Origin of the sequence: Pseudoxanthomonas sp. LjRoot143 (assembly GCF_964252945.1) — a bacterium.
GTDB lineage: Bacteria > Pseudomonadota > Gammaproteobacteria > Xanthomonadales > Xanthomonadaceae > Pseudoxanthomonas_A.
Genome location: NZ_CAXUPM020000001.1, coordinates 2045212 through 2065687, shown reverse-complemented (window position 1 = coordinate 2065687; position 20476 = coordinate 2045212). Strand labels below are relative to the sequence as shown.

The 20476-nt window shown below is 68.9% G+C and carries 19 protein-coding genes; 1 reads left to right on the top strand and 18 read right to left on the bottom strand.

Annotated features, from left to right (window positions below; translation table 11 throughout):
- Positions 1-2: 2 nt before the first annotated feature.
- From ACSQ1W_RS09780 to flhB, 18 genes are all read right to left on the bottom strand, one after another.
- Positions 3-2213 (bottom strand): methyl-accepting chemotaxis protein, encoded by a 2211-nt coding sequence (locus ACSQ1W_RS09780; protein ID WP_436043152.1) that lies wholly within the window; start codon positions 2211-2213, stop codon positions 3-5.
- A gap of 211 nt (positions 2214-2424) precedes the next feature.
- Positions 2425-3618 (bottom strand): OprO/OprP family phosphate-selective porin, encoded by a 1194-nt coding sequence (locus ACSQ1W_RS09775; RefSeq protein WP_436043151.1) that lies wholly within the window; start codon positions 3616-3618, stop codon positions 2425-2427.
- An 87-nt stretch (positions 3619-3705) separates the two neighbouring features.
- Positions 3706-5700, bottom strand: a complete 1995-nt coding sequence (locus tag ACSQ1W_RS09770; protein WP_436043150.1) for a chemotaxis protein CheA — start codon at positions 5698-5700, stop codon at positions 3706-3708.
- A gap of 48 nt (positions 5701-5748) precedes the next feature.
- Complete coding sequence (locus tag ACSQ1W_RS09765; RefSeq protein WP_436043149.1) at positions 5749-6114, bottom strand: response regulator; 366 nt, start codon at positions 6112-6114, stop codon at positions 5749-5751.
- Positions 6111-6422 (bottom strand): STAS domain-containing protein, encoded by a 312-nt coding sequence (locus ACSQ1W_RS09760; RefSeq protein ID WP_192267771.1) that lies wholly within the window; start codon positions 6420-6422, stop codon positions 6111-6113. Before ACSQ1W_RS09760 ends, ACSQ1W_RS09765 begins: the two co-directional genes overlap by 4 nt.
- A gap of 115 nt (positions 6423-6537) precedes the next feature.
- On the bottom strand, positions 6538-7617 hold the full coding sequence (locus ACSQ1W_RS09755; protein WP_436043148.1) for a chemotaxis protein CheW: 1080 nt from the start codon (positions 7615-7617) through the stop codon (positions 6538-6540).
- Positions 7614-8396, bottom strand: a complete 783-nt coding sequence (locus ACSQ1W_RS09750; protein ID WP_436043147.1) for a ParA family protein — start codon at positions 8394-8396, stop codon at positions 7614-7616. The genes ACSQ1W_RS09755 and ACSQ1W_RS09750 overlap by 4 nt, the downstream gene beginning before the upstream one ends.
- Entirely contained in the window at positions 8396-9358 is a 963-nt protein-coding gene (gene motD / locus ACSQ1W_RS09745; RefSeq protein ID WP_192267776.1) for a flagellar motor protein MotD, read from the bottom strand. The genes ACSQ1W_RS09750 and motD overlap by 1 nt, the downstream gene beginning before the upstream one ends.
- An 18-nt stretch (positions 9359-9376) precedes the next feature.
- Positions 9377-10117: a flagellar motor protein gene (locus tag ACSQ1W_RS09740; RefSeq protein WP_192267778.1), complete on the bottom strand. Its 741-nt coding sequence runs from the start codon at positions 10115-10117 to the stop codon at positions 9377-9379.
- A gap of 218 nt (positions 10118-10335) precedes the next feature.
- The gene (locus ACSQ1W_RS09735; protein ID WP_436043145.1) at positions 10336-12078 is read right to left on the bottom strand and encodes a chemotaxis protein CheA; all 1743 of its coding nucleotides are present in this window, start codon (positions 12076-12078) and stop codon (positions 10336-10338) included.
- 27 nt (positions 12079-12105) lie between these two features.
- On the bottom strand, positions 12106-12249 hold the full coding sequence (locus tag ACSQ1W_RS09730) for a hypothetical protein (protein WP_436043144.1): 144 nt from the start codon (positions 12247-12249) through the stop codon (positions 12106-12108).
- A 37-nt stretch (positions 12250-12286) separates the two neighbouring features.
- Positions 12287-12904, bottom strand: a complete 618-nt coding sequence (locus tag ACSQ1W_RS09725) for a protein phosphatase CheZ (RefSeq protein ID WP_192267784.1) — start codon at positions 12902-12904, stop codon at positions 12287-12289.
- On the bottom strand, positions 12904-13284 hold the full coding sequence (locus ACSQ1W_RS09720) for a chemotaxis response regulator CheY (RefSeq protein WP_162338496.1): 381 nt from the start codon (positions 13282-13284) through the stop codon (positions 12904-12906). Before ACSQ1W_RS09720 ends, ACSQ1W_RS09725 begins: the two co-directional genes overlap by 1 nt.
- Positions 13285-13401: 117 nt before the next feature.
- Positions 13402-14154: an RNA polymerase sigma factor FliA gene (locus tag ACSQ1W_RS09715; protein WP_436043143.1), complete on the bottom strand. Its 753-nt coding sequence runs from the start codon at positions 14152-14154 to the stop codon at positions 13402-13404.
- Entirely contained in the window at positions 14151-15029 is an 879-nt protein-coding gene (locus ACSQ1W_RS09710) for a MinD/ParA family protein (RefSeq protein ID WP_162338461.1), read from the bottom strand. The genes ACSQ1W_RS09715 and ACSQ1W_RS09710 overlap by 4 nt, the downstream gene beginning before the upstream one ends.
- Positions 15019-16704: a flagellar biosynthesis protein FlhF gene (gene flhF, locus ACSQ1W_RS09705; RefSeq protein WP_436043142.1), complete on the bottom strand. Its 1686-nt coding sequence runs from the start codon at positions 16702-16704 to the stop codon at positions 15019-15021. The genes ACSQ1W_RS09710 and flhF overlap by 11 nt, the downstream gene beginning before the upstream one ends.
- Positions 16705-16752: 48 nt before the next feature.
- Complete coding sequence (gene flhA / locus ACSQ1W_RS09700) at positions 16753-18834, bottom strand: flagellar biosynthesis protein FlhA (RefSeq protein ID WP_436043140.1); 2082 nt, start codon at positions 18832-18834, stop codon at positions 16753-16755.
- A complete protein-coding gene (gene flhB, locus ACSQ1W_RS09695) occupies positions 18831-19961 on the bottom strand; it encodes a flagellar biosynthesis protein FlhB (RefSeq protein ID WP_192267792.1) in 1131 nt (376 codons plus the stop codon). Before flhB ends, flhA begins: the two co-directional genes overlap by 4 nt.
- A 113-nt stretch (positions 19962-20074) precedes the next feature.
- Here flhB and ACSQ1W_RS09690 point away from each other — a divergent pair, with 113 nt between their 5' ends.
- Positions 20075-20461, top strand: a complete 387-nt coding sequence (locus tag ACSQ1W_RS09690) for a hypothetical protein (protein ID WP_436043138.1) — start codon at positions 20075-20077, stop codon at positions 20459-20461.
- The last annotated feature ends 15 nt before the right edge of the window (positions 20462-20476 follow it).

The window sequence follows — 20476 nt, the reverse complement described above, 5'->3', positions numbered from 1 at the left end:
CGTCAGAACTCCTGCCAGTCGCCATCGGCCAGGGCCGGCTCGGGCAGGCGTGCCGCCGGCTTGCGGGCCACGGCCTTGACCGGCTTGGGCGCGGCGACCGGGGCCGCGGCGACGGCCTTGCGCACCGGTGCGCTGGTGGTGGCGTGCAGCTTGAACACCGCCACCGATTCGGTCAGCGACTGCGCCTGTTCTTCCATCGAACGGGCAGCCGCGGTGGCTTCTTCCACCAGCGCAGCGTTCTGCTGGGTCGCTTCGTCCATCTGGGTGATGGTCTGGTTGACCTGCTCGATGCCGGCCGACTGCTCCTGCGAGGCCGCCGAAATCTCGGCCATGATGTCGGTCACGCGCTGCACGCTGGCCACGATCTCGGCCATCGTCGCGCCGGCCTGGTTCACCAGTGCCGAACCATCGGCGACCTTGTCCACGGACGTCTCGATCAGGCCCTTGATCTCCTTGGCCGCATTGGCCGAGCGCTGGGCGAGGGTGCGCACTTCCGAGGCGACCACGGCGAAGCCTCGGCCCTGTTCGCCGGCACGGGCGGCTTCCACCGCGGCGTTGAGCGCCAGGATGTTGGTCTGGAAGGCGATGCCGTCGATGACCGAGATGATCTCGGCGATCTTCTTGGACGACTGTTCGATGTCGGTCATGGTCGTGACGACCTTGCCGACCACATCGCCGCCCTGCGAGGCGACCGACGCGGCGCCTATGGCGAGCTGGTTGGCCTGGCGTGCCGATTCGGCGTTCTGGCGCACGGTGGAGGTCAGTTCCTCCATCGAGGCGGCGGTCTCTTCCAGGTTGGCGGCCTGCTGTTCGGTACGGCGCGAGAGGTCGTTGTTGCCGGAGGCGATCTCGCCGGCGGCGGTGTTGATGCTCAGTGCGGCGGTCTGGATGCCGCCGACGATCTCGGTCAGCTGGCCGACGGTGGCGTTGGCGTCGTCGCGCATGATGGCGAACACGCCATGGAAGTCGCCTTCCATCCGCGCGGTCAGGTCGCCGCGGGCGATGGCCTTCAGCAACTCGGACACTTCGGCCAGGTTCCTGTCGGTGGTTTCCATCAGCTGGTTCAGGCCGGCCACCATGTCGCGGAAATCGTACTGGTACTTGTCCACGTCGCCGCGCTGGGTGAAGTCGCCGGAGGAGGCGGCATGCGCCAGACGCTTGATCTCGGCATTGATCGCCGACAGGCTCGCCTTGGTGGCGTCCATCGTCTCGGTGAGCACCGCCTTCTCGCCAGGCAGGCGGTCCATGTCCACCGACAGGTCGCCGATGGAGTAGCGCTGCATGACCTCGGCCAGGCGCATCTTCACTGCGATGTGCGACGCGACCAGTGCATTGGTATCGCGGACCATGCGGCCGTAGTCGCCCGGGAACGCGCTGTCATCCATCCGGTAGCTGATCCGGCCTTCATCGTGGCGTGCGGCCATCTCGCTCTGCGCGGCGATGACCGACCGGACCTGCGTCTGCATGCGCTGCATGGCATTGAGCAGGTCGCCGGTCTCGCTGCGGTCGTCGACCGTGATCTGGCGATCGAGCTGGCCACGCGCCACGGCGTCGGCGACGCTCATGACGTCGCCGATCGGGCGCACGATCGAGCGCGTGATGAGGACCGCCGCCGCGATCGCCAGCAGCATCGCCACCACGACCAGCAGGCCGATGGCGCGGATGTTGCTGTTGTAGCCCGCCTGCTGGGCAGCCACCGCCTCGTCCAACCCCTTCATCTTGTCGTCGAGCATCCGCGCGACGGCGTCGGCCACGGCCTGGCGCAGGTCGCCGGCGCCACTGGCGGGCGTCAGGTCGCCGACCTTGACCGATTCGATCAGCTGGCGGCTGTTGTCGAAGTACAGCGCGGACTTGGCCAGCATCTGCTGGTACAGCTCCTGCTCCTGCTTGTCGGTGATGCTGTCGCCGTACGCCTTCGACAACGCGTCGAACGCCTTGTCGCCCGCGACCATCTCGCCTGTGTATTCGGCGACCTTGTCCGGATCCTCGTAGTTGGCGACCAGGCCGCGCTCGCTGACGCGATACTCGGCCAGCATGGTCGCCAGACGGCCCAGATCGCGGATGGCCGGGACCTCCTTGTTCGTGATCTCGACCACCACGCCCTGGGCGACGCCCATGCGCTGCGCGGAGAACGCGCCGGTGACGACGATGAGCAGGACGAGGACGGCGAAGCCGATGGCCAGGCGTTTGCCGATCTTGAGGTGCTTGAACATGAAGTGGTCTCGGTTGAGTTCAGCGGTTGGTGCCGGTGCGTCAGGCTGAAGCAAGGGTGGTCCCTATCCCTTGCTGCGATGTCTGCTCTGGAGTAGCGGCGTTGAGGGCCGCTTCTTTACCGTCGTCCGATGGATGGGTAAGCGCGCTTACCGAACTGCTGTCGCGCGCGCACCGGATTCGTGACGGGCTGCGCGCGAGGCGGCGACGCGCTCAGAAATGCATCTGCGCGCGCAGTTGGAACACGGTCGGATCGGCGGAGAAGGCGCCGCGCGTGGCGTCCGTCTTCACGACGTTGGCCTGGAACTTGAAGTAAGGCGTCAGGTACCAGTTGGCGCCCAGCGTCCAGTTGTGTTCGCGGCCACCGGCGATGCCGTCGCTGTCCAGGTCGATGCGGCTGTAGCGGGCCAGCAGCTCCAGCGCGCCGTACTTGCCCTTGGGCTTGGGGTTGGCGACGTTGCCGCCGCTGTAGCCACGCGACTCGCCGGTCGCCAGCCAGCTGGCGAACACGTAGCCGCCATCGGCCGAATACGACGGCAGGCCCAGGTCGCGCGTGGTCTTTTGCCGCAGGTATTCGCCCTGCAGCGACCACGGGCCGTGGATCCACAGCGCTTCCAGGCCGGTGCGGTCGATGCGGTCCACGCGCGTGAGCGTGCCCGAGTCGACCAGGCGCACGTCGGTAAGCGCAGCTTCGGGACGTGCGCGCCAGCGGACGCTGGGATGCACGGTCACGCCGAGGCCGTTGACGTCGCTGTCCGGACGCTCCTGCGAGCCGGCCACGCCCAGGTGCAGCACGTCGCCGGCCGCCTTGCGCGGCGTCCACGCCAGGCGTATCGCGGCCGTGTCGCCCTTGTTGTTGCCGAGCAGGTCGGATTCGAAGAAGTAGCCGGCGTTGGCGATGTAGCGATCGCGTTCGAACGCCCAGTCGATGCCGCTGCGGCGGTTTTCATAGAACGCCTGCGTGGGCAGGGCGTTCTCGAGGAAGCTCACCGTGCGCGTGGCGGTGTTGCCTTCGAAGCCGAGCGGCACCTTCATCTGGCCGATGCGCAGCTTGCCGAGGTCGCGGCCGAACAGGGCCTTGGTCTCGACACGCAGCGCCACGTCGTTCCAGCTCTTGGCGTGGAAGTCGTAGGTGACGCCCAGTTCGTAGACGCCTTTCCTGCGCAGGGTCAGGCCGAGTTCCTGGCGGCGCCAGGCATCATCGTCTTCCAGGTCGGCGCCGTTGTAGCCGTCGCCGGAAAAGTCGTTGACGTCGTACTGCAGGTTGCCGCCCAGGCTGAGTTCGGTGCCGCCACTGAAGGTGATCTTCGGCGGCCACGCGGTGGCGGCGGTCTTGCCGTCGTCGGCGTGGGCGCCGGCGTGCACGGCCAGCAGGGCGAGGGCGAGGGTGGAGAGGGCGTACTTCATGCGGATACCGGTAGTGTAGGCGCGTGCGTCACCGCGCGTCGCCTGTGGGAGGCGACGCGCGGGAAGGCAACGCGAGGGAATGGGGCGTCAGGCCGCCTGCTGCATCCGGCGCGTGCGCACCAGGCCGCCGACGTCGACGATCAGGGCGACGCGGCCGTCGCCGAGGATGGTGGCGCCGGAGATGCCGTCGATGCGGCGGTAGTTGTTCTCGAGGTTCTTCACCACGACCTGCTGCTGGCCGATCAGTTCGTCGACTTCCAGCGCAAGCTTCTGGCCATCGGCTTCCACCACCACCACCAGTTGTTCGGCGTTGCGGTTGTCGCCATAGCGGTAGTACTCGTTCAACGCGACGATCGGGAGGTATTCGCCGCGCACGCGAAGCACGCGTCCGTCGCCGGCCACCGTGCGCACGTCTTCGCCTTGCGGCTGCAGTGCTTCCAGCACGTAGGTCAGCGGCAGGATCAGGGTTTCGTCACCCACCGAGACGGCCATGCCATCGAGGATGGCGAGCGTCAGCGGCAGGCGGATCACCACGCGGGTACCGTGGCCGGCCGCGCTTTCCAGCTGCACTTCACCGCCCAGCGCCTGGATGTTGCGACGGACCACGTCCATGCCCACGCCGCGTCCCGACAGGTCGGTGACGGCATCGGCGGTGGAGAAGCCCGGCTGGAAGATGAGGTCCCACACCTGCGCATCGGTGGGATTCTCGGGCAGCGGCAGGCCGCGCTCGGCCGCCTTGGCGAGGATGCGGTCGCGGTTGAGGCCGCGGCCGTCGTCGCTGACTTCGATGACGATGTGGCCGCCCTGGTGCGAGGCCGCCAGCGTGATGGTGCCGGTCTCGTCCTTGCCTGCCTCGGCGCGCACGTCGGGCATCTCGAGGCCATGGTCGATCGAGTTCCGCACCAGGTGCACCAGTGGATCGGCGATGCGTTCGATCAGGCCCTTGTCCAGCTCGGTGCCTTCGCCGACGGTGCGCAGGCGCACCTGCTTGCCGAGGCGGGCGGACAGGTCGCGGACCAGACGCGGGAAGCGGCGGAACACGGCATCCACCGGCAGCATGCGCACGCCGATGACGGCTTCCTGCAGGTCGCGCGTATTGCGCTCCAGCAGGTCGAGGCCGGCGAACAGGCGCTCGCACTGGGCCTGGTCGAGCAGGCCGGAGACCTGCTTGAGCATGGCCTGGGTGATGACGAGTTCGCCGACCAGGTTGATCAGCCCGTCGATCTTGTCGACGCTGACGCGGATGGAGGTTTCGGCGGCATCGTTGGCGGCCGGTGCGGCGGCTGCGGCAGGCGCCTGCACGCCGGCGGCGGCGACTGCGGCCACCGGTTGCGCGGCGACGGCGACGGCCTCGACCGGCACTGCGTTGCGCTGCATCGGCTGGATGTCGAGCTCGCAGTCGTCGACGACCCAGGCGAACACGTCGTCCACCGCACTGCGCGGCACCTTGCCGATCAGGCCGAGATCCCACGCCAGGTAGGCTTCCAGCGGATCGATCTGCTCGAAGCCGGGCAGGCGTTCCATGCGGCACGCGATTTCCAGCGGACCGAGGTGTTCCAGTTCGCGCAGGATGCGCAGTGGATCATTGCCGCTCATGAACAGCGACGGCGCCGGGGTGAAGCCGATCTTCCAGCCATCGGGTTCGGCATCGGCGACCACCGCCGCCACGGGTGCGGCGGCGGCAGGTGCGTCCTGTCCGGACAGCACCGCATTGAGGCGATCCTTCATGGCCTGCACCGCGGCGGGATCGGCCGGCGTGCCGTGTTCGGCTTCGGCCAGCAGGGCGCGCAGCACGTCGACCGAGGCGAGCATCGCATCGACCGCTGGCGGGCTGACGGCACGCTGGCCAGCGCGCAGTTCGTCCAGCAGCGTTTCCAGCACGTGGGTCATGCCGGCGATGGCGTCGAAGCCGAACGTCGCCGAGCCGCCCTTGATCGAGTGCGCAGCGCGGAAGATGGAGTTGATCAGGTCGCCGTCACGGTTGCCCTGTTCCAGCGACAGCAGGCCGGCCTCCATGGCTTCCAGTCCTTCGCGACTTTCCTCGAAGAACGTGGCGTGGAAGCGCTGCATGTCCATGTTCATTGCGACGGTGCCCTGGTGCGGTCGAAGGGGAAGCGGGGAAAGGAAGGATCAGCCCAGGACTTTCTGGACGGTGGCGACCAGCTGTTCCGGGTTGAACGGCTTGACCAGCCAGCCGGTGGCGCCGGCGGCCTTGCCTTCGGCCTTCTTGTCGGCGGCCGACTCGGTGGTCAGCATCAGCATCGGGATGAACTTGTAGTCCGGCAGGCCGCGCAGTGCACGGATCAGCGAGATGCCGTCCATGTTGGGCATGTTGACGTCGGTGACGACGGCATTGAACTTCTGTCCCTGCGCGCGCCCCAGCGCCACCTGGCCGTCTTCGGCTTCATCGACCGAGAAACCCGCCGAGCTCAGGGCGAAGGCGACCATCTGTCGCATCGAGGCCGAATCGTCCACTACCAGAATGCGTGCGCTCATGCGGCGTTCTCCACTTGTTGCGTGTTGTGTTCGTTGTCGTTGTTCAGGCCCAGCTGCGGCGCGATGCCGAGCAGGCGCGCGGCGTCGCGGAAGCTCTGGCTGACCGCACTGAAATCGGTGGCCAGGCCGGCCTGTTCGCGCTGGCGCACGAAACTGCACAGCACCTGCAGGCTGGCGGTATGCACGCGCTGCACGGTGCCGGCGTCCAGCGCCAGCGGTCCCGGCTGCGCGACGTGCGGGGCCAGGTGCTGCTTGAGGTCGGTGGCGGCTTCGATACCGAGGTCGTCACCCAATGGCACAGCGCTCATTGTGTCTCCGGAAAGGCGGCTCTAGTCGGGTATCGGCGCGTGGAGGCCGCACTTGAGTGGGGGCGAACCAAAAACGGCACTGCCGTCACATCGCGGCGTTCGATCAGCGGCGGACTCACTGCAGGATCCGCGAGGCGTCCAGCAGGATCACCGCGCACTCGTTGAGGCGCGCCACGCCGCGGAACAGCGGGTTGGCGATGCGGCCGACCCGTGCGTTGTCGGGCGACTCGATCTGCTGGTCGGTCAGGTTGGCGACGTCCTCGACCGCGGTCACGCGCAGGCCCAGCGTCTCGCCGTGTTCTTCCAGCACCACGATGCGGGTGGTGGCATCGGACTCGACCGCGCGCCGGCCCAGGTACAGGCCCAGGTCGATCACCGGCACCACCTGGCCGCGCAGGTTCATCACGCCCAGCATGTGCGGGGCCGCGCCACGCAGCGGCAGCAGGGTCGCGGGACGCACGACCTCCTGCACCTTCAGCAGTTCCAGCGCGTAATGCTGCTGGTCGCAGCGCAGGCGCAGCCAACGGGTCTTGCGCTCGGTCGCGCGCCGACGCTCGCCGGTGTCGGTCGGCGTCAGCAGATAGGGTTTCGCCGGCAGCGGCGCCGTCGCACGCGGGGGCGGCGCCACCGGCACCGGTGCCGCGGCGGCGGGTGCAGGCGCGACGCGCGAGGTCGGCGCGGCCCCGCCGTGCAGGGTGTCGAGCAGGGCTTCGAATTCGTCGTCGCCGATCAGATCGCCCTCGGTGCCTGCGCGGACAGGGGCCACGGCCAGTGCGACCGGTGCCGGGTCGGCGGGTGCGGTCACCACGGCGGTCGGCACGCCGTTGCCATGCAACTGGTCGAGCAGGGCTTCGAACTCGTCGTCGTCGATCAGGTCGGCTTCGCTGCCGGCGCGCACGGGCGCGACCGCGAGGACAGGCGGCGGCGTCGTTGCGGGCGCGGGCGCCGCCGTGATGGCGGCCGGCGCGGCATCGCCATGCAGGGTGTCGAGCAGGGCCTCGAATTCGTCTTCGGTGATCAGATCGGCTTCGCTGCCGGCGCGCACGGGCGCCATGGCCAGCGGCGGCTCGGCGGCCGGCGCGGTATCGATGACGACAGGAGCGGTCGCCGCCGGCTCGGCGGCCTGCACGGGCGCCACGGCGGCATCGCCGAGCAGGTCGAGCAGGTAGTCGTCGAGGACGGCGGGGGTGGTCATGCGGCCTGCTCCGTGTCGCGGGCTTCGGTCAGCAGCAGCCAGTCCAGCGCGCGGCGGTAGGCCGACAGTCCACGGCCGGGATAGGCGGTGGCCGGGCTGGAACGCGTCAGTACGTCGACGCTGCAGATGCGGGTGTCGTTGGGAATGGCATCGTTCCAGACGCGCTCGCCGTACTCGTCCTGCATCGCCTTCAGCGTGTCGGCGCCAGTGCGCGTGCGCTTGTCGTGCAGCGTGGGCAGGATCGACACCGGCAGTTCGCGGTGGCGCGAGCGCTGGATCATCTCCGCCGTGCGGCACATGCCTTTCAGGCCATGCAGTGCCAGCGGTTCGGTCTGCGTCGGGATGATGACGTGGTCGGCTGCGGCCAGCGCGTTGACCATCAGCAGGCCGAGCGTGGGCGGGCAGTCGAACAGCACGTGGTCGTAGGCGTGGCCGCCGCGCGCCAGCGCGTTGGACAGCGCCAGGCCGAGGCCCGGCTGGGTGGCGCTGCGGCGTTCCAGCGTCGCCAGCGGCGTCTGCGCGGCGACGAAGGAGAGGTTCTCGATTTCGGTGCTGCGCGCCACGCTGGCCAGCGTCGGCGGCTGTTCGTCGAACAGGTCCAGCACGCCGGTCGGCTGCGGATCGGTGGCCAGGCCGAACGCGCGCGTCAGCGATGCATGCGGATCCAGGTCGATCAGCAGCACGCGATGGCCGCGCATGGCCAGGCCGCGCCCGAGGGCGAGGGTGGTGGTGGTCTTGCCGACGCCGCCTTTCTGGTTGGCGATTGCCCACACGCGCATCACTGGACTCCTTCATGGACCTGGGGCGCCGGCGGCGCTCCGGGCATGGGCGACGCGGCGTGGGCCGGCAGCGGCGGCAGCGAGATCACTGACGGCGGCGGCGGGGCCTGTTCCTGTGCCTGCAAGTTCGGTGCCGGACCGGTGGGGCTGGCCAGGATGATCAGCAGCACACGGCGGTTGGCGTTGCGGCCTTCCTGGGTGGCGTTGTCGGCGATGGGGCGGAACTCGCCGTAGCCGATCATCGCCAGCCGCTCCGGCGGAATTCCGTCGCGCACGAACAGGTGGACCACGCTGGCGGCGCGCGCCGACGACAGCTCCCAGTTCGAGGGGAACTGCGAGGTGCGGATGGGGCGGTCGTCGGTATAGCCCTCCACGCGCACCGAATTGGGCACGTTGCCCAGCACCGCGGCGAGCTTGCCCACGGTCTGCTGGGCCTGCGGGTCCAGCGCCGCCGAGCCGGTGGCGAACAGGATGTCGCTGTTGATCTGCACTTCCAGCCACAGTGCCGAGCGCTTGATGGTGACCAGCTTCTCGTCGATCAGTGGCGCGAGCGCGCGCTCCAGGTCGTCGGCGATGCGCTTGAGTTCGCCCTGCGCGGCCTGCAGGCCCTTGGCGTCGAGCGACATGTTCATCTGCGACGCCATCGCCGCCAGCAGGGTGACGTTGGGCGACGGCGAGGGCGCGGAGGGTCCTTTCTTGGCGCCGGACTTGATCGGCGACGGCCGATCGTAGTCCGCGCCCTGCAACTGGTGGTTGCCCACCTGCACCGGATTGATCGTGCGCGGTGCACCGCCGAAGGCGGCGGTCAGGGAATCGGCCACCACCCGGTACTTGCCCTCGTTGACGGTGGAGATGGCGTACATCACCACGAAGAAGGCGAGCAGCAGCGTCATCAGGTCGGCGTAGGGAATCGCCCAGGCCTCGTGGTTGGCGTGCTCTTCGTGCTTCTTCCTGCGTGCCATCGCCGTCGTCCCGCAGGCTCAGTGCAGGAAGCCGGCCAGCTTGGCCTCGATGTTGCGCGGGTTCTCGCCCTGCGCGATGGCGATCAGGCCCTCGATGATCATTTCCTGCTCGCGGCTGCGGCCGCCGATCACACTCTTGAGCTTGCTGGCGATAGGCAGGAAGAACAGGTTGGCCGAGGCGATGCCGTAGATGGTCGCGGTGAACGCGGCAGCGATGCCGTGGCCCAGCTTGCTGGGATCGGCCAGGTTCTTCATCACCGCGATCAGGCCGAACACGGCGCCGATGATGCCCAGCGTGGGCGCGTAGACGCCCATCGCCTCGAACACCTTGGCGGCGGCCAGGTCCTGGTGTTCCTGGCCGTTGAGGTCGATTTCCATCATGTGGCGGATCGATTCCGGCTCCACGCCGTCGACCAGCATCTGCAGGCCTTTCTTCAGGAACGGATCGTCGAGCTGGTTCACCACCGGCTCGAGTCCCAGCAGGCCCTGCTTGCGGGCGATGTTGCTCCATTCGACGATCTGCGCGACCAGCGCGTCGCCTTCGGTGCCGGGCGGACGGATGATCCAGCGCACGATCGCCAGGGCGCGCTTGAACACCGGCGGCGGCGTATGCACCAGGATCGCGGCGATGGTGCCGAGGATGACGATGACGAACGCGGCCGACGACCACAGCGATGACAGGCCCGCGCCCTTGAGGATGCTGCCACCCACCAGGGCGACCAGCGCCAGGAGAAGTCCGATGAGGCTGAAGATGTCCATGGTCTGATCTATCGGCCCCGTTCAGGTCTACTTGAGGCGTGCGTCCTGCAGGAGCGATGTAAGTCGCGACCTTGATCACATCCGGATATCCGGTGTGGGAGCGACGTAAGTCGCGATGGCCGCGAGACGGGGTGGAGCAGGGTGTTGATGTCTGAAGGAAAGAGCTCGCGACTTACGTCGCTCCCACAACAGCACCGGTCCCTCAAATCGTTAGCGCGTCACGCCGTCGCGCGCAGTCCGTCGACGTCGAGGATCAGCGCCATGCGGCCGTCACCGATCAGGGTGGCGCCGGCGTAACCGGGCAGGCCGCGTACGGCGCGCGGCAGGGGTTTGATGACGACCTCCTCGCGGCCACGCACCTGGTCGACGATCAGGCCGAAGCGCTGTTCGCCCATCTGCAGCACCACGATGGTGAGCAGCGGCGCCATCACCGGATCCACGCGCAGCCACTGCCGCAGGTCGACCAGGGGCAGGGTGTGGGTCTGGCGGTCCAGCACGGCCTGGCCGTCGAACCAGCGCAGGCTTTCCGACGGCGCATGCAGCACTTCCATGACGCGCGCCAGCGGCAGTGCGTAGACCGGATCGCCGGCCTGCACCAGCAGCGTGGGCAGGATGGCCAGCGTCAACGGCACGCGGATGACGAAGCGGCTGCCGCGGCCCACGTCGGAATGGATGGTGATCTGGCCACTGAGTTCGCGGATGCGCGACTGCACCACGTCCATGCCGACGCCGCGGCCGGAGATGTCGGTGACCACGGCCTTGGTGGAGAAGCCGGCCATGAAGACCAGCTGCAGGCACTCGTCGTGTGTCAGACGGGCGGCCGCTTCCGGATCGATCAGCCCCTTCTCCAGCGCCTTCGCGCGCAGGCGCTCGGGATCGATGCCGGCGCCGTCGTCGCGGATCTCGATGGTGACGAAGTCGCCTTCCTGTTGCGCCGACAGGCGCACATGGCCGGCGCGCGGCTTGCTGCAGGCTTCGCGCAGCGAGGGCACTTCGATGCCGTGGTCGATGGCGTTGCGCACCAGGTGCACCAGCGGATCGGCCAGGGCTTCCACCAGGTTGCGGTCCAACTCGGTGTCGGCGCCGACCAGTTCCAGGTCGACTTCCTTCTGCAACTGGCGGGCGACGTCGCGCGCGACCTTGGGAAAGCGCGAGAACACCTTGCCGACCGGCTGCATGCGGGTGCGCATGACCGCGGTCTGCAGGCGGGCGGTGGCGATGTCGAGGCTGCTGACGGCGCGGTCGAGTTCCTCGTCGCGGATGCGGGCACGCAGCGTCTTGAGGCGGTTGCGCGACAGCACCAGTTCGCCGACCAGGTTGACGATGGCATCCAGCCGCTTGGTATCCACGCGGATGGTCTGTTCGGCCTCGCCGCCGGCCTTTGCGGCCGGCTTGGGTGCCGTGGGTTTCGCCGGCGTCGGGGCGGCCGCGACGGGGGCGGGGGGCGCTACGCTGGTCGGTGCGCCGCCGCCATGCAACTGGTCGAGCAGGGCCTCGAATTCGTCGTCGCCGATCAGGTCGCCGCCGGCCTGCGCTGCCGGTGCGACTGCCGCGGCAGGTTTCTGTGCAGGCGTGGGTGCGCTGCCGTGCACGTCGAACTGCTCGATCAGCGTCTGCGGCGCGTGCGGCGGTTCCTCGCCGGCGCCGACGGCGTCCAGCATCTGTTGCAGCCAGTCCAGCGATTGCTGGGCGGCGTCGAAGTGTTGTGCTTCCAGTGTCGCCTGGCCCGCGCGCACCAGTCCGAGCGTCTCCTCGGCCGCGTGGCAGAGATTGACCATCGCCTGGATGCCGAGGAAGCCGGCGCCACCCTTCAGCGTGTGGAAGCCGCGGAACACCGCATTGAGCTGGCCGCTGTCGGACGGGTCGTGCTCCAGCGTCACCAGCTGTTCGCCCAGCCGGTCGAGGATCTCCTGTGCTTCGATCAGGAAGTCGGCGGCGATTTCAGGGGTGACGGCAGACATGGGAGGACGGGGTACCGTGGCAGGCGATCAGCGGAAGGGATCGGGCAGGTGCATCGCGTGGGCGTGGCGGCGGCGCAGGAGGCGCCCGACCACGACATCGCACACCAGCAGCAATCCCACGAACAGCAGGACGACGGGATGGCGGGAACGGCGGGCGGAAGCAGCGTGCATGGCAGGTCTCCGGTTCCGCAGCGCACGTCCCCCGGGGCTACAACCCCAGGCCGGACAGCAGGTCGTCGGCGTCGTCCTGCGAAAACGCGTTGCGGTCAAGACCAGCAACGGCCGGGCCGGCGAGTTCTGAACCCTTCTCCTGCTTTTTTTCAGGCGGAGGCAGGCCGAGCGCGCCGAAACCCTCGTGCACGCGGCGCACGATGCCGGCCACGCGACGGATGATCTGGCCGGTGAGGTCCTGGTAGCTCTGCGCCAGCGCCATCTCGGACAGGCCCTTGCCGATGCGCTCCACCAGCGCCGCCTGTTCGGCGGACAGCGCGGTGGCCTTCAGTTCGGTCGCGTAGCCGCGGCACTGCTCGGCCAGGTCGAGGGTCTTGTGGCTGGCCTGTTCGGTCATTTCGACCACGTGGTCCAGGCGCGAGCAGGCGTCGTCGAGTTCGCCGGCATCGGTCGGGGGCAGTTCGCCCAGCGTCTGCGCGAGCTCGCGCGCCAGGCGTCCGAGACCTTGCATCATCGGCTGCGTGCGCCAGGCGGCGATCGCATCCAGTTCCCGGCGCCAACCGGCTTCGTCGCCCTGTTCCAGCGCATCGAGCGCGTGCTGCAGTTTTTCCACCAGCGCCGCGCGCGCACCGGTGGCATCGGCGACGGCGTTCATCAGGCGGCGGCTCCCAGGCGTTCGAAGATCTTGCCCAGCTTCTCTTCCAGCGTCTGTGCGGTGAACGGCTTGATGATGTAGCCGTTCACGCCGTTCTGCGCGGCCTCGATGATCTGTTCCCGCTTGGCTTCCGCGGTCACCATCAGCACCGGCAGCGTCTTGAAGCGGTCGTCGGCGCGGATGGCCTTCAGCAGCTCGATGCCGGTCATGCCCGGCATGTTCCAGTCGGTGACCACGAAATCGAAGCTGCCCTGGCCCAGCGCGGTCAGCGCGGTGGTGCCATCGTCGGCCTCGGCGGTGTTGGTGTAGCCGAGGTCGTTGAGCAGGTTCTTGATGATGCGGCGCATGGTGGAGAAGTCGTCCACGATGAGGATGCGCATGTTCTTGTTGGCGGTCACATCGAACTCCGGTAAAGCGTGCCCGGCGAGGGGCAACGGCAAGGCAGGGGCTGCACGCGGCGGCCTACCGGGGCTTTATCGGCAGGCTGCGGGGATTCTTCAGTCTTGGTCTTCCAGGCCGGCATCGGCCTTCTCGAACACCTGCAGGCGACCGCGCAGGCGCACCATGGCCTGGCCGTGGATCTGGCAGACGCGGGACTCGCTGACGCCCAGCACCGCGCCGATTTCCTTCAGGTTGAGCTCCTGCTCGTAGTACATCGACAGCACCAGCTGCTCGCGTTCGGGCAACTGACCGATGCACTTCACCAACTGCTGGCGGAACTCGCTGCGCTCCAGGTGCTGCTGCGGCGACGGGCCGCCGGTGCGCGTGGTGTTCGGTTCGCCGTGGTCGTCGATATGCGACTCCAGGCTCAGCACCTGGCCGCGCGCGGCGTCTTCCATCAGCCGCAGGTATTCCGGCAGCGGCATCTCCATGGCACTGGCCACTTCGGTGGCGATGGCGGCGCGGCCGGTGCGTTGCTCGATCTCCCGCACGGTGGCGGCGGCCTGGCGGGCGCGGCGGTGCACCGAGCGCGGCACCCAGTCGCCACGACGGATCTCGTCGATCATCGAACCGCGGATGCGGATGGAGGCGTAGGTTTCGAACGAAGCGCCCTGTTCGGCGTCGTAGCTGCGCGAGGCTTCCAGCAGGCCGATCATGCCGGCCTGGATCAGGTCGTCGATCTCCACGCTGGCCGGCAGGCGCGCCGCCAGGTGGTGGGCGATGCGGCGCACCAGGTCGGCGTGCTGGGTGACGAAGTCGTTCGCGCTGCTGCGTTGCACGGCGCGGTACTGGGCGGCGGCGGTGTTCATGCGGCCACCCCCCGCTGGATCAGGCGTTCGACGAAGAACTCGACGTTGCCGCGTGCGCCGACCGGCGGCTGCCAGCGGGCGGTGGTGCGCGCGATGTCGGTGATGGCGCGGGCGGACGGGCTGCCCGGGTAGGCCTTCACGACGGGCTGCTGGCGCTGCACGGCGCGGCGCAGCCAGTCGTCCTGCGGCACGGCGCCCAGGTAGTGCAGGGCGACGTCGCCGAGGAAGCGTTCGCAGACGCGGGCGAGCTTCTCGTACAGCTTCCTGCCTTCGTTGGGGTCGCGGACCATGTTGGCGATGACGTGCACGCGGTCCAGGCCGCGCTCGCGCGCCAGCACCTTGATCAGGGCGTAGGCGTCGGTGATCGAGGCCGGCTCGTCGCAGACCACCACCACGGTGTCCTGGGCGGCCTGGCAGAACGTCAGCACGCTGTCGCTGATGCCGGCGGCGGTGTCCACCACCATGAAGTCGAGCGCGCGTTGCAGTTCGGAGAACACGTTGACCAGGCCGACATGTTCGGCCGGCGTCAGTTCGGCCATGTGGCGGAAACCCGACGAGGCCGGCACCACCAGCACGCCCTCGGGGCCTTCCAGCAGCACGTCCTCGAGTCCGCAGCGGCCGGCGATCAGGTCGGCCAGGGTGAACTTCGGCGACAGGCCGAGCAGTACGTCGACGTTGGCCAGGCCCAGGTCGGCGTCCATCAGCAGCGTGCGCTTGCCCATTTCGGCCAGCGACACGGCGAGGTTGACCGACACGTTGGTCTTGCCCACGCCGCCCTTGCCGCCGGTGACGGCGACGACACGCACGGGATGGAACGCGCCGGGCAACGGCGGGGTGCTGCGGGGATTGGTCTGCAGCGGGTGATCAGGCGACATGGGTGGCCTCGGTCGAGCAGGGTTCGTCGGCTTCGCGGCGCAGCTGGTCCAGCCGCAGCACGAGGTGGGCGCTGTTGGCGCGGTGGAGGTCGTCGGGGACGCGCTGGCCGTCGGTCACCCAGGTCATCGGCAACTGGTGGTCGACCACCACGCTCAGCGCGCTGCCCAGGCGTCCGGTCTCGTCCAGCTTGGTCAGCACCACGCCTTGCGGCTGCACGGTGCTGAAGCGGCGGACCACTTCGTCCAGGTCGGAGAAGTGCGAATTGGCCGGCAGGCACAGCAGGGTCTTCACCTGGCCCGAGGCGCGCAGCCAGTTGAGCTGGCCGACCAGGTTGCGGTCGCGCTGGCCCAGGCCGGCGGTGTCGATCAGCACCAGCTTGTAGTCGCGCAGACGCTCCAGCACCAGCGCCAGGGTCTGCGCGCTGTCGGCCTCGTGCACGGCGATGCCGAGCTGGCGGCCGTAGCCGTGCAGCTGCTCGCGGCCGCCGACGCGGACGGTGTCGGTGGTGACCAGAGCGACATCGCGGGCGTTGTGGCGCTGCGCGAAGCAGGCCGCCAGCTTGGCGATGGTGGTGGTCTTGCCGGCGCCGGTCGGGCCGACCAGGGCGATGACGCCGCCGGTGTCGAGCAGATCGGTGTCGAGCACCGGCAGCTTCTTCGACAGCAGGCCCAGCATCAGGCCGCGGCCGCGATGCAGTTCGGTGTCGGCGGGAATCTGCAGGGCGATGTCGCGGGTGATGCCGGCGTCGAAGCCGTAGTCTTCCATCAGCTCCATCGCCTGCATGCGCACCGGCGAGCCGCGCAGGCGTTCGTCGGTGAGGCGATGCATCTCGCGCTCGATCATCTCGCGCATGGCGGACAGTTCGCCGCGCATCTGCACCAGCTGCTCGTCGCTCTCCCGCGCTTCCGCGGCGTTGTCGGTGACGACCGTCAGCGTCGGCACGGTGATGGCGGCCGGCATCGGGGCCGGTGCGGCGGCGGTCACGCGGGTGGCGTGCAGTGCGGCGACCGGTGCCGGTTCGGGTTCCGGCAGCGACAGCGGCGGGGCGATCGAGGGCAGCAGGGCGTCCAGATCGAGCGTGTCGTCGATCTCGGCGCGGTGCGAGGCCGGGCGGCGCGGGATCGCGGCCGGCTCGATCCTGGCGACCGGTTCGTTGGCGGGCGCGGCCGGCAGGCAGGCGGCCAGCTTGGCCGCGAAGGATTCGGGTTCGATCAGTTGCGGTGCGATGTCGCGGATGACCGGCGCCGGGATCTCGTCGTGGATCGGCGCGGGCGCGACAACCACCGGTGCGCGCGGAGGTGCGATCGGCGCGGCAGGTGCGATCGGGGCGGGCGCCGGCTTTGCGGCCTCGGCACGCGGGGCGGCGGGAGCGGCCGGCTGGCGACGGGCGAAGTAGCTGGCCGCAGCTTCGGCCGGCGACAGCGCCGGGGCGTTGGCGGCCGGTGCCTGCGGCGCCGGGTCGAGCAGCGGATGCAGCGGCGCGGCGGGCGCGGCCGGGCGCATCGCGTCCAGCGTGCGCTGCACCAGCGCTTCGTCGTAGTTGCTGGCGGCGACGATCTCGACACCATCCTCGGTGACCCGGTTGGACAGGATCACCGCGTCCGGGCCGTGTTCCTGCCGGACCATCGCGAAGGCGGTGCGCATGTCGGGGGCGACGAAGCGTTTGATTTTCATGGCGTGCTATCCGGTTCCAGGTCGCGTCGGGTTCTGCTGCTCCGGGTATCAGCTGATCGTGCCGACCAGCTTCAACCGCTTGTCCTCGGGAACCTCGCTGTAGGCCAGCACCGACAGCGAGGGGACGCTGTGGCGGACCAGGCGGGCGAGGGCGGCGCGGACCGTTCCCGGTACCAGCACCACCGCAGGCTCGCTGCGGGCTTCCTGCTTGGTCACCACGTCGGCGAGGCTCTGGTGCAGGCGTTCCGCCAGTCCCGGTTCCAGCGCCGCGCCGGTTCCCTGGGTACTGTCCTGCAAGACGCGTTCCAGATTCGGCGCCAAGGTATAGACGGGCAGTTCCGGCGCCATCCCGGAGATCTCCTGCACGATGAAACGGCCCAGCGAGGTACGTACGGCGGCCGTGAGCGCGGCCGGATCGGTGTTCTGCGGGGCGAACTCGACCAGTGCCTCGGCGATGCGGCGCAGCTGGCGGATCGGCACGCGCTCGATCAGCAGGTTCTGCAGCACGCGCACCACGGTGGCCAGCGGCAGCGCCTTCGGGGTGAGGTCCTCGACCAGCTTCGGCGCGCTGCGGCCCAACTGCGCCAGCAGCTGCTGGACTTCTTCGTGGCCGAGCAGTTCCGGCGCGTGTTCGCGTACCAGGTGGGAAAGATGGGTGGCCATGACGGTGGCCGGATCGACCACGGTGTAGCCCAGCGATTCGGCGGTGGCCTTCTGGTGTGACTGGATCCACACCGCATCCAGGCCGAAGGCCGGATCCTTGCCCGGAATACCATCGATGGCACCGAACGCGCCGCCCGGGTCGAGCGCCAGCTCGCGGTCGGGATGGATCTCCGCCGACGCCACCGGCACGCCATGTACCAGCAGGCGATAACCGTTGGACGGCAGTTCCAGGTTGTCGCGGATATGCACCGGCGGCACCAGGAAGCCGAGGTCCTGGGTCAGCTTGCGGCGTACGGCCTTGATGCGCGACATCAGCTCGCCGCCCTGATTCTTGTCGACCAGCGGGATCAGCCGGTAGCCCACTTCCAGGCCGAGCGGATCGACCGGGCGCAGCTCGTCCCAGGTCAGTTCGGCATTGCGGTCGGGCGTACCCGGGCCGGGCAGGGCGGGCACGTCGCCGGCCGCGGCCTCGGGTCCTTCCTGGGTCCGCTTCCACATCTTCCATGCCAGGTAGCCGATGCCGGCCGCCAGCGTCAAAAAGGCGACGTTGGGCATGCCGGGGACCAGCCCGACCAGGCCCAGCACGCCGGCGGCCACTGCCAGCGCCTTGTGCTGGCCGAAGGCCTGGCCCATCACGGCCTTGCCCATGTCTTCCGAGCGCGAGGCGCGGGTGACCAGCATGGCCACCGCCGACGAGACCAGCAGGGCGGGCAGCTGGGCGACCAGGCCGTCGCCGATCGACAACAGGGTGTAGGTCGAGGCCGCTTCGGCGGCCGGCATGCCGTGCTGGAGCATGCCCACGGCGAAACCGCCGATGAGGTTGATGAACAGGATCAGGATGCCGGCGATGGCGTCGCCGCGGATGAACTTGTTGGCGCCGTCCATCGAGCCGTAGAAGTCGGCTTCCGCGCGGACTTCCTCGCGGCGGGCCTTGGCTTCCTCGCGGGTCAGCACACCGGCGTTGAGGTCGGCGTCGATGGCCATCTGCTTGCCGGGCATCGCGTCCAGGATGAAGCGGGCCGACACCTCGGCGATGCGGCCCGCGCCCTTGGTGATGACCACGAAGTTGATGATGGTCAGGATGGCGAACACCACGATGCCGACGGCGTAATTGCCGCCCACCACGAACTCGCCGAACGCCGCGATGACCTTGCCGGCCGCGTCATGGCCATTCTGGCCGTTGAGCAGGATCACGCGGGTGGAGGCCACGTTCAGCGCCAGGCGCAGCATCGTGGTCATCAGCAGGATGATCGGGAAGATGGTGAAGTCCAGCGGCCGCTTCACGTAGATCACCGCCAGCAGCACCACCAGCGAAATGGCAATGTTGAAGCTGAAAAGCGCGTCCAGCACCGGCGGCGCCAGCGGCACCACGATCATGGCCAGCAGCGCCAGCACGACCAGCGGCGCGCCCAGGCCGTTCTTCAGCATGTCCATCCAGCGCAGGCCGCCGGCCGGTTGCGCGCTCATGCCTTACCTCCGTGCTCGTCGATGTCGACGGCGGGCAGGTCGGGCAGCGCGGCTTCGCCCACGCGCCAGGCGCGCAGTTGATAGACGTAGGAGAGGATCTGGGCGACGGCGGCGTACATTCTCACGGGGATTTCCCGGCCAAGCTGACCTTCGCGATACAAGGCGCGTGCCAAAGGCGGCGCCGACACGATGGCGATGCGGTGGGCGTCGGCGACTTCGCGGATGCGCATGGCCAGTTCGTCCACGCCCTTGGCGACCACCGTGGGGGCGCCCATCTGGCCGGCCTGGTACTTCAGGGCCACCGCATAGTGGGTCGGGTTGACCACGATCACGTCGGCCTTGGGCACGTCTTCCATCATCCGGCGCTGCGACATCTGGTGCTGCATCTGGCGGATCCGGCCCTTTACTTCCGGGCTGCCCTCGCTTTCCTTCATCTCCTTGCGCAGCTCTTCGCGGGTCATCTTCAGCTTCCGCAGCCAGTTCCACTTCTGGTACGGGGCATCGATGGCGGCCAGCAGGATCAGCCCGCCGGTGGTGGCCAGCAGCAGCGTGCTGGTGAACTTCAGGCCGCTGCGCACCGCCTGCTCCAGCGGCATGGTCAGCAGTTCGCGCAGGGGGTTCAGGCCCATCTTCAGGCAGATCGCCGCCGCACCACCGATCAGGGCCACGCGGAGCAAGGACTTCAGCAGTTCGGCCACGCTCTCCGCGCCATACAGGCGCTTGAGGCCGCTGGCAGGGTTGAGCCGCTTGAAGTCGGGCATCAGCGACTTCTGCGAAAAGCGCAGGCCGCTCATCGCCACCGGTGCGGCCAGGCCCGCCAGCACGCAGATGGCCGCGACCGGCGCGATCGCGACCAGCAGCTTCAGCATCATCAGGCCGACGTAGCCGAACAGCTGGTCCGGCTGGCGCATCAGCATCGGGTCGGGGGTCAGGGCGATCTTCATCCAGCCCAGCGCGTTGCGCGCCAGTCCGGGGCCCATCGCGATGATCGCCAGCACGCCCGCACCGAACACCGCCGCCGTCGCCAGCTCGCGCGAACGCGGGATGTTGCCCTGCTCACGGGCTTCGCGAAGCCGTTTCTCGGTGGGTAATTCAGTGCGTTCGCCGCTTTCGTCCTGCTCAGACATGGCGTGTTTCCGACGGGGTCGGGAGCCTGTCGTGCAAGAGCTGTTCCAGTCGGGGACGGGAACCCGGCGTGGAATTGTCTAACGCGAGACCGGGCGGCTAGCATGTCGCTCCGATGCTCCGTTTCCTGCGCCACCGCCGTTTCTTCCTGCTGCGCCTGCCGGCGCTGGCGGTGTTGCTGCTGGCGGTGCTGGCGAACCCGGTCTTCGCCTCGCTCGGCGACCTGCATGAGCTGGGCAGTGGGAGCGAGCACCTGCATGCGGTCAGCGATCATGACGCGACCGGCAGCGGTCACGAGCACGCCGATGGCGACGCAGGCGAGGGCGACCTGCTGCATGCGCTGATGCATGCCAGTCACTGCTGCGGCCACCTGACCGCCATCGTCCCCTCGCCGCTGCTGCTGCAGGGCATGCTGTTGCCGTCCGTGGCCCTGGCGGCCGACGCGGTCCCGTTGCCGACCGCGCGTCCCGCATCCTTGCTGCGTCCTCCGATCGTCGCGTGATGGCCGTACCGGGCT